The sequence below is a fragment of the Streptococcus sp. SCPM-O-B-15294 (M123) genome (genome assembly GCF_058200455.1).
On sequence record NZ_JBYQGU010000024.1, the window covers coordinates 1 to 8654 of the forward strand.

14 protein-coding genes and 1 rRNA gene are annotated in these 8654 nt (G+C 38.8%); all 15 read left to right on the top strand.

Annotation, left to right across the window (positions count from 1 at the left end; all coding sequences use genetic code 11):
• On the top strand, positions 1-377 hold a 377-nt coding region (rplF, locus tag AC3E8G_RS10080; protein WP_490677644.1), incomplete at its 5' end, for a 50S ribosomal protein L6.
• Positions 378-460: 83 nt separating this feature from the next.
• The gene (gene rplR / locus AC3E8G_RS10085) at positions 461-817 is read left to right on the top strand and encodes a 50S ribosomal protein L18 (RefSeq protein WP_003010871.1); all 357 of its coding nucleotides are present in this window, start codon (positions 461-463) and stop codon (positions 815-817) included.
• Positions 818-834: 17 nt separating this feature from the next.
• A complete protein-coding gene (gene rpsE, locus AC3E8G_RS10090; protein WP_006595182.1) occupies positions 835-1329 on the top strand; it encodes a 30S ribosomal protein S5 in 495 nt (164 codons plus the stop codon).
• Positions 1330-1343: 14 nt separating this feature from the next.
• The gene (rpmD, locus tag AC3E8G_RS10095; RefSeq protein WP_002894509.1) at positions 1344-1526 is read left to right on the top strand and encodes a 50S ribosomal protein L30; all 183 of its coding nucleotides are present in this window, start codon (positions 1344-1346) and stop codon (positions 1524-1526) included.
• A gap of 145 nt (positions 1527-1671) precedes the next feature.
• Positions 1672-2112 (top strand): 50S ribosomal protein L15, encoded by a 441-nt coding sequence (gene rplO, locus AC3E8G_RS10100; protein WP_006595181.1) that lies wholly within the window; start codon positions 1672-1674, stop codon positions 2110-2112.
• A 12-nt stretch (positions 2113-2124) separates the two neighbouring features.
• On the top strand, positions 2125-3432 hold the full coding sequence (gene secY, locus AC3E8G_RS10105; protein WP_154859310.1) for a preprotein translocase subunit SecY: 1308 nt from the start codon (positions 2125-2127) through the stop codon (positions 3430-3432).
• A gap of 96 nt (positions 3433-3528) precedes the next feature.
• On the top strand, positions 3529-4167 hold the full coding sequence (locus AC3E8G_RS10110; RefSeq protein WP_006597039.1) for an adenylate kinase: 639 nt from the start codon (positions 3529-3531) through the stop codon (positions 4165-4167).
• Positions 4168-4283: 116 nt separating this feature from the next.
• Positions 4284-4502: a translation initiation factor IF-1 gene (infA, locus tag AC3E8G_RS10115; protein ID WP_001029883.1), complete on the top strand. Its 219-nt coding sequence runs from the start codon at positions 4284-4286 to the stop codon at positions 4500-4502.
• Between the two features lie 23 nt (positions 4503-4525).
• Entirely contained in the window at positions 4526-4642 is a 117-nt protein-coding gene (gene rpmJ / locus AC3E8G_RS10120) for a 50S ribosomal protein L36 (RefSeq protein ID WP_001808836.1), read from the top strand.
• 17 nt (positions 4643-4659) lie between these two features.
• Complete coding sequence (gene rpsM, locus AC3E8G_RS10125) at positions 4660-5025, top strand: 30S ribosomal protein S13 (protein ID WP_003009631.1); 366 nt, start codon at positions 4660-4662, stop codon at positions 5023-5025.
• 26 nt (positions 5026-5051) lie between these two features.
• On the top strand, positions 5052-5435 hold the full coding sequence (rpsK, locus tag AC3E8G_RS10130) for a 30S ribosomal protein S11 (RefSeq protein WP_001118385.1): 384 nt from the start codon (positions 5052-5054) through the stop codon (positions 5433-5435).
• A 45-nt stretch (positions 5436-5480) separates the two neighbouring features.
• The gene (locus AC3E8G_RS10135; RefSeq protein WP_006595177.1) at positions 5481-6419 is read left to right on the top strand and encodes a DNA-directed RNA polymerase subunit alpha; all 939 of its coding nucleotides are present in this window, start codon (positions 5481-5483) and stop codon (positions 6417-6419) included.
• An 11-nt stretch (positions 6420-6430) separates the two neighbouring features.
• On the top strand, positions 6431-6817 hold the full coding sequence (rplQ, locus tag AC3E8G_RS10140; protein ID WP_006595176.1) for a 50S ribosomal protein L17: 387 nt from the start codon (positions 6431-6433) through the stop codon (positions 6815-6817).
• A 197-nt stretch (positions 6818-7014) separates the two neighbouring features.
• The gene (locus AC3E8G_RS10145; protein ID WP_414286610.1) at positions 7015-8316 is read left to right on the top strand and encodes a glutamate-cysteine ligase family protein; all 1302 of its coding nucleotides are present in this window, start codon (positions 7015-7017) and stop codon (positions 8314-8316) included.
• A 246-nt stretch (positions 8317-8562) separates the two neighbouring features.
• Positions 8563-8654: ribosomal RNA gene (locus AC3E8G_RS10150) — 16S ribosomal RNA — on the top strand; the annotation flags it as partial.

Consider the following 8654-nt stretch of genomic DNA (forward strand, 5'->3'; position numbering starts at 1 on the left):
GTCCAAACGATTCAAAAGAAATGAAAACTATCCACGGAACTACTCGTGCCCTTTTGAACAACATGGTAATTGGTGTTTCAGAAGGATTCAAGAAAGAACTTGAAATGCGCGGGGTTGGTTACCGTGCACAACTTCAAGGATCAAAACTTGTTTTGGCTGTTGGTAAATCACATCCAGACGAAGTTGAAGCTCCAGAAGGAATTACTTTTGAACTTCCAAACCCAACAACAATCGTTGTTAGCGGAATTTCAAAAGAAGTAGTTGGTCAAACAGCTGCTTACGTACGTAGCCTTCGTTCACCAGAACCTTACAAAGGTAAAGGGATCCGTTATGTTGGTGAATTCGTTCGCCGTAAAGAAGGTAAAACAGGTAAATAATGTAGTTTGGTTGTTTTTCAACCAATCTTCATCTTACCAACTCAGTGCTTAGCACATGATTTTAAAATTAAGAGGTGAAAATTGTGATTTCGAAACCAGATAAAAATAAAATCCGTCAAAAACGCCACCGTCGCGTTCGCGGAAAACTCTCTGGAACTGCTGATCGCCCACGTTTGAACGTATTCCGTTCTAATACAGGCATCTACGCTCAAGTAATTGATGACGTAGCGGGTGTAACGCTCGCAAGCGCTTCAACTCTTGACAAAGAAGTTTCAAAAGGAACTAAAACTGAACAAGCCGTTGTTGTCGGCAAACTTGTTGCTGAACGTGCAGTTGCTAAAGGTATTTCTGAAGTGGTGTTCGACCGCGGTGGATATCTATATCACGGACGTGTTAAAGCTTTGGCTGATGCAGCTCGTGAAAACGGATTGAAATTCTAATAGGAGGACACTAGAAAATGGCATTTAAAGACAATGCAGTTGAACTTGAAGAACGCGTAGTTGCCATCAACCGTGTTACAAAAGTTGTTAAAGGTGGACGTCGTCTTCGCTTTGCAGCTCTTGTAGTTGTTGGTGACCGTAACGGACGTGTTGGTTTTGGTACAGGTAAAGCTCAAGAAGTACCAGAAGCAATCCGTAAAGCAGTAGAAGATGCTAAGAAAAACTTGATTGAAGTTCCTATGGTTGGAACAACAATTCCTCACGAAGTAACATCAGTATTTGGTGGAGCTCGTGTATTGTTGAAACCAGCTATCGAAGGGGCTGGGGTTGCTGCAGGTGGTGCAGTTCGTGCCGTTGTTGAATTGGCAGGTATTGCAGATGTAACATCTAAATCACTTGGATCAAACACTCCAATCAACATTGTTCGTGCAACAGTGGAAGGTTTAGCTCAATTGAAACGCGCTGAAGAAGTTGCTGCCCTTCGTGGTATTTCAGTTTCTGACTTGGCTTAAGAAAGGAGATTCAAATGGCTCAAATTAAAATTACTTTGACTAAGTCTCCAATCGGACGCATCCCGTCACAACGTAAAACTGTTGTAGCACTTGGACTTGGCAAATTGAACAGCTCTGTTATTAAAGAAGATAACCCAGCAGTACGTGGTATGATTACTGCAGTATCTCACTTGGTAACAGTTGAAGAAGTAAAATAATCTATTTTGAAATAGAACAAGGTTTTCAGGGGTATGAGAATTTTCTCATCCCCTAAAACTAAATATAAGTATAGGCGAGTTTGTAGTCGGGACACCTTTTCCTGATTACATGCGTTAGCAATTTACAAAAGAGGAGAAAATAATAATGAAACTTCATGAATTACAACCTGCTGCAGGTTCACGTAAAGTCCGCAACCGTGTTGGTCGTGGTACTTCATCTGGTAATGGTAAAACTTCTGGCCGTGGTCAAAAAGGTCAAAAAGCTCGTAGCGGTGGCGGAGTACGTCTTGGTTTTGAAGGTGGACAAACTCCATTGTTCCGTCGTCTTCCAAAACGTGGATTTACAAACATCAACGCTAAAGAATATGCGATTGTAAACCTTGATCAGTTGAACGTCTTCGAAGATGGTGCTGAAGTAACACCAGTTGTACTTGTTGAAGCAGGTATTGTAAAAGCTGAAAAATCAGGAATTAAAATTCTTGGTAACGGAGAATTGACTAAGAAATTGTCTGTTAAGGCAGCTAAATTCTCTAAATCAGCTGAAGAAGCTATCACTGCTAAAGGTGGTTCAGTAGAAGTCATCTAAGAGGGGTGACCTATGTTCTTTAAATTATTAAAAGATGCATTTAAGGTAAAACAAGTACGATCAAAAATTTTATTTACTATTTTTATCATACTTGTATTTCGAATCGGGACCACGATTACGGTTCCTGGTGTGAATGCGAAAATCCTTAACAACTTACAAGATGTTTCCTTCTTGAATATGATGAGCTTGGTGTCAGGGAATGCTATGAGAAACTTCTCTGTCTTCGCCCTTGGGGTGAGTCCTTACATCACTGCTTCCATCGTAGTTCAGCTTCTTCAAATGGATTTACTTCCGAAGTTTGTTGAGTGGGGGAAACAAGGAGAAGTTGGGCGGAGAAAGTTAAATCAGGCAACACGCTATATTGCCTTGGTTCTAGCTTTCGTCCAATCCATTGGAATTACAGCTACTTTCCATACTTTGTCACAAGCTAAATTAGTATCGACACCGAACGTTGAAACCTACATCTTGATTGGTGCAATTTTAACGACAGGTTCGATGATTGTGACCTGGTTGGGAGAACAGATTTCCGACAAAGGATACGGAAACGGTGTTTCTATGATTATCTTTGCGGGGATTGTTTCTTCCATTCCAGAAATGATCAAAGGTGTTTACGAAGATTCATTTGTCAACGTCCGTCCTGGACAATTGAACAATTCACTAATTTTCGTAGGGATATTAATCTTAGCGGTATTAGTGATTGTCTACTTCACAACCTTTGTGGAACAAGCACAGTATAAAATTCCAATTCAATACACAAAGATTGCACAAGGAGCACCTTCTAGCTCTTATCTTCCATTGAAGGTTAATCCAGCTGGAGTTATTCCTGTCATCTTTGCTAGTTCGATCACAGCTGCGCCGGCAGCAATTTTCCAGGTCATTAGTGCCATGGGTTACAATGCTGGATGGGTTCGAACAGCACAATCTATGTTAGCAACCAATACACCAACAGGTGTAGCAATGTATGCTTTGCTAATCATTTTGTTTACTTTCTTCTACACATTTGTACAGATTAACCCAGAAAAAACTGCGGAAAATCTACAAAAGAGTGGTGCCTACATTCCAGGTGTACGTCCTGGTAAGGGAACAGAAGACTACATGTCACGTCTTCTTAGACGGTTGGCTACGGTTGGTTCTCTCTTCCTTGGATTCATCACCATTATTCCAATTCTTGCCCGGGATGTCTTTGGTTTAACAGATACAGTTGCTCTCGGAGGAACTAGCCTCTTGATCATCATCTCAACTGGTATTGAAGGAATGAAACAATTAGAAGGTTACTTATTGAAACGCAAATACATTGGTTTCATGGATACAACAGAATAGAATTAGGTTGACATTGTCAACCTTCTATTTTGTTTTTGAATAAGTTTGTTAGATCGTAACAGACTTATTTAAAAACAAAATAAGGAGCAAATGATTATGAATCTATTAATCATGGGATTGCCTGGAGCAGGTAAGGGGACACAAGCGGCTAAGATTGTCGAACAATTTCAAGTTGCACATATCTCAACTGGGGATATGTTCCGTGCTGCAATGGCCAATCAAACCGAAATGGGTGTGTTGGCAAAATCATTCATCGATAAAGGTGAATTAGTGCCGGATGATGTGACAAACGGGATTGTAAAAGAACGTTTGGCTCAAGACGATATTAAGGAAAAAGGATTCCTCTTAGATGGTTTCCCTCGTACGATTGAACAAGCACATGCTTTGGATCAAATCTTGGTCGACCTTGGTCTTGAACTTGAAGGAGTGATCAACATCGAAGTAGATCCATCTTGCCTTCTTGAACGCTTGAGTGGACGTATTATTCACCGTGAAACAGGTGAAACCTACCATAAGGTATTCAATCCACCAGCTGATTACAAGGAAGAAGACTATTACCAACGTGAGGACGATAAACCAGAAACGGTTAAACGTCGCTTGGATGTGAACATTGCTCAAGGTGAGCCAATTCTTGCTCATTATCGTGCAAAAGGGTTAGTCCATGATATCGAAGGAAATCAAGACATTAACGACGTCTTTAAAGATATCCAAAAAGTCTTGGAGAATTTGAAATAAAAACGTTTTAGTCACTTGCAATAATTGACAACAAGTGATACAATGAATTAGTCTGACTTATAATTGTTACCTCTGTGCTCAGAGGAATGAATCGAAATTTATGGAGGTACTTTTGCGTGGCAAAAGACGATGTGATTGAAGTAGAAGGCAAAGTAGTCGATACGATGCCGAATGCTATGTTTACGGTTGAACTTGAAAATGGACATCAGATTTTAGCAACAGTTTCTGGTAAAATTCGTAAAAACTATATTCGTATTTTAGCGGGAGATCGTGTTACAGTGGAGATGAGTCCGTACGATTTGACACGTGGACGTATCACATACCGCTTTAAATAATCGAAAAACTTGGAGGGATAAAAATGAAAGTAAGACCATCGGTCAAACCAATTTGCGAATACTGTAAAGTAATTCGTCGTAATGGTCGTGTTATGGTAATTTGCCCAGCAAATCCAAAACACAAACAACGTCAAGGATAAGATAGAAAGGAGAAAACATGGCTCGTATTGCTGGAGTTGACATTCCAAATGACAAACGTGTAGTAATTTCATTGACTTATGTATACGGTATCGGACTTCCAACATCTAAGAAAATTCTTGCTGCTGCAGGCGTTTCTGAAGATATTCGTGTTCGCGACCTTACACCAGATCAAGAAGATGCTATCCGTCGTGAAGTTGACGCAATTAAAGTAGAAGGTGACCTTCGTCGTGAAGTGAACTTGAACATTAAACGTTTGATGGAAATCGGTTCATACCGTGGTATCCGTCACCGTCGTGGACTTCCTGTTCGTGGACAAAACACTAAAAACAATGCTCGCACTCGTAAAGGTAAAGCTGTTGCGATTGCTGGTAAGAAAAAATAAGAAAATAAAATAAGGAGGTAAAAATCTTGGCTAAACCAACACGTAAACGTCGTGTGAAAAAGAATATCGAATCAGGTATTGCTCATATTCACGCAACATTTAATAACACAATTGTTATGATTACTGATGTGCATGGTAACGCAATTGCATGGTCATCTGCAGGTGCTCTTGGTTTCAAAGGTTCTCGTAAATCTACACCATTTGCTGCACAAATGGCTTCAGAAGCTGCTGCAAAATCAGCTCAAGAACATGGTCTTAAATCAGTAGAAGTTACTGTTAAAGGTCCTGGTTCTGGTCGTGAGTCTGCTATTCGTGCTCTTGCTGCTGCTGGTCTTGAAGTTACTGCAATCCGCGATGTGACTCCTGTGCCACACAATGGTGCTCGTCCTCCAAAACGTCGCCGTGTATAATCATCAACAATTACACAGCTTTTCGTTTCAGAGGGAGTATAGCAAATGATTGAGTTTGAAAAACCAAATATAACAAAAATTGATGAAAATAAAGATTACGGTGTATTTGTAGTAGAACCACTTGAACGTGGTTATGGTACAACACTAGGGAACTCTCTTCGTCGCGTATTATTAGCTTCACTTCCAGGTGCTGCTGTTACTTCAATTAACATTGAAGGTGTATTGCACGAATTTGATACAGTTCCAGGTGTCCGTGAAGACGTTATGCAAATCATTCTTAACGTTAAAGGGATCGCTGTAAAATCTTACGTCCAAGACGAAAAGATTATTGAACTTGATGTAGAAGGTCCTGCAGAAGTGACTGCTGGAGATATTCTTACAGATAGTGATATTGAAATTGTAAACCCTGATCATTATCTTTTCACAATCGGTGAAGGATCAAGCTTCAAAGCGACTTTGACTGTAAACAGCGGTCGTGGATATGTTCCAGCTGATCAGAATAAAAAAGATGATGCACCAGTAGGTACACTTGCTGTAGATTCAATCTATACGCCAGTGACAAAAGTTAATTACCAAGTTGAACCAGCTCGCGTTGGTAGCAACGATGGTTTTGACAAACTAACCCTTGAAATCTTAACAAATGGAACAATTATTCCAGAAGATGCTTTAGGTTTATCTGCTCGTATTTTGACAGAACACCTTAACCTCTTTACGAACTTAACAGAAATCGCGATTGCGACAGATGTTATGAAGGAAGTAGATACAGCATCAGATGATCGAGTACTAGAACGTACCATCGAAGAATTGGATCTTTCTGTTCGTTCATATAACTGTTTGAAACGTGCCGGTATCAATACTGTATATGATTTGACAGAAAAATCTGAACCAGAAATGATGAAGGTTCGTAATCTTGGACGTAAGAGTCTCGAAGAAGTTAAAGTTAAGCTTGCCGATTTAGGCCTTGGGCTAAAAAACGATAAATAGAGGAGGAATACATGGCTTACCGTAAACTAGGACGCACTAGCTCACAACGTAAAGCAATGCTTCGTGATTTGACTACAGATCTTATCATCAATGAAGCAATCGTAACAACTGAAGCACGTGCAAAAGAAATCCGTAAATCAGTTGAAAAAATGATTACTTTAGGTAAACGTGGTGACTTGCATGCACGTCGTCAAGCAGCTGCTTACGTACGTAACGAAGTTGCATCACAAAACTTTGATGAAGAAACTGGTAAATATTCAGAAACAACTGCACTTCAAAAATTGTTCTCTGAACTTGCACCACGTTATGCTGAGCGCAATGGTGGATATACTCGTATCCTTAAAACTGAACCACGCCGTGGGGATGCTGCGCCAATGGCAATTATCGAATTAGTATAAAATCATCAATTTTGTTGAGTGTTATGATGTTGGAAGGACTGAACGGTTCTTCTTAGTCTAGCTCTGGTCTGCCGCTAGGATTTATCCTAGCGGTAACACTCATCATATTGAGGTAAATGGTAGACGCTTGTTTACGAAATTGCTTTAATTTAAAACAATTTCGTAAGCAGGCGTTTTTTTGATATAATAGAAGAGTTATGACAGTAAAAGAAAAATCACAAGCACTCGCCCAGCAATTATTGGCAAAGCGTTATCTTGCCTCGCTAAAAGATAATCCAGAGCAGTACATTGGGGTTGAACTCGAATTTCCAATCGTAAATACAATGGGTAATAAAACGGATGTACTGGTTACAAAGGCTCTTTTTAAGCATCTGCAAGAAGTTGAAGAGTTTATTGCGATTAAACAAGATGAAGATGGGAATCCAGTCCAGTTACAACATAAAATAAACAAAGATCAAATTGTATTTGAGTTATCTTACAATACCATTGAATTTGCTTTTGAAAAGACTAAAACCATCCAAGAAGTCGAAAGCCGGTTTCAACACTATTTAGGGATCATTCAGCCATTCTTAAGAGAGAGACAGCATCAAATAGAAGGAAAAGGCATTCATCCTTATTGGAGAATAAATGAAAATCAACCTGTAAAAATTGATCGTTATAAAATGCTGATTCAATTCTTGCAACTGTCTGGACAATATCCTAACCATCGATTCCATCATTATCCAGACTATGGAACCTTTATTTGTGGCAATCAAGTACAATTGGATGTTTCAAGAACGAATTATTTGGAAATAATTAATGCAATGAATAAGGTGGAGCCAGCAAAAGCATATCTGTTTGCTAATTCCGTTTTTGATGGAGAGGACTGGGATACGAAGATCTCAAGAGATATTTTCTGGGAAGATTCCATGCATGGCTATTATCAGGAAAATGTTGGTGTAAATCCTAAAGTGTTTATAAATGAACAGGACTTTCTAGAATATTTAGCGAAGACATCCTTATTTTATGTTTATCGTGAGGATGAAATCCTATATTTCGAACCTATTAGAGTAGAGGATTACCTAGCGAAAGACAAAATAGTAGCCTATCGTTTAGATGGAACTAGACAAGAAATAAAACCACAAGAAGAGGATCTAAAGAATCATAGAAGCTACCATTTTCAAGATTTAACCACAAGAGGAACCATCGAATATAGAAGTGTTTGTACGCAACCATTAATTAAAACATTTGCTCCAATTGCATTTCATGTCGGATTGCATCATAATATCAAAGAATTAGACGAGTATTTAGCTCAAAATATCATTTTTAATTTTAATAAAGATAATCCAAAAGAATTAAGAAGACAATATTCGAAAAAACAGTTAACTGAAAATGAATTAGTAAAAATTAGACAGTATTCATTAGATCTGTTAAAAATCTCAAAAAGAGGATTGATGGATCGCAGAAACCAAGAAGAAGTTTATCTCGAAGAAATCATAAAAGAGCTTGGGAAATGCTGATTTAACAGTATTTCCTTTTTTTAGGATCAAAAAAAAATAAAAAATTTAAAAAAATAGAAAAAAGATATTGACAAGTTTTCATGGTCGTGATATACTAATATAGTTGTCGCGCGAGAGCGACAAAGACCTTTGAAAACTGAACAAGACGAACCAATGTGCAGGGCGCTATAACTAAGGTTATAGTACTGAACAATGAAAAAACAATAAATCTGTCAGTGACAGAATGAGTTTAAGACAAACAATTATTTTAATGAGAGTTTGATCCTGGCTCAGGATGAACGCTGGCGGCGTGCCTAATACATGCAAGTAGAACGCTGAAGGAAGGAGCTTGCTCTTTC

Coding starts and splice junctions, on each gene's coding strand:
- rpsE (WP_006595182.1), top strand. CDS start 835: ATGGCATTTAAAGACAATGCAGTTGAACTTGAAGAACGCGTAGTTGCC.
- rpmD (WP_002894509.1), top strand. CDS start 1,344: ATGGCTCAAATTAAAATTACTTTGACTAAGTCTCCAATCGGACGCATC.
- rplO (WP_006595181.1), top strand. CDS start 1,672: ATGAAACTTCATGAATTACAACCTGCTGCAGGTTCACGTAAAGTCCGC.
- secY (WP_154859310.1), top strand. CDS start 2,125: ATGTTCTTTAAATTATTAAAAGATGCATTTAAGGTAAAACAAGTACGA.
- AC3E8G_RS10110 (WP_006597039.1), top strand. CDS start 3,529: ATGAATCTATTAATCATGGGATTGCCTGGAGCAGGTAAGGGGACACAA.
- rpmJ (WP_001808836.1), top strand. CDS start 4,526: ATGAAAGTAAGACCATCGGTCAAACCAATTTGCGAATACTGTAAAGTA.
- rpsM (WP_003009631.1), top strand. CDS start 4,660: ATGGCTCGTATTGCTGGAGTTGACATTCCAAATGACAAACGTGTAGTA.
- AC3E8G_RS10135 (WP_006595177.1), top strand. CDS start 5,481: ATGATTGAGTTTGAAAAACCAAATATAACAAAAATTGATGAAAATAAA.
- rplQ (WP_006595176.1), top strand. CDS start 6,431: ATGGCTTACCGTAAACTAGGACGCACTAGCTCACAACGTAAAGCAATG.
- AC3E8G_RS10145 (WP_414286610.1), top strand. CDS start 7,015: ATGACAGTAAAAGAAAAATCACAAGCACTCGCCCAGCAATTATTGGCA.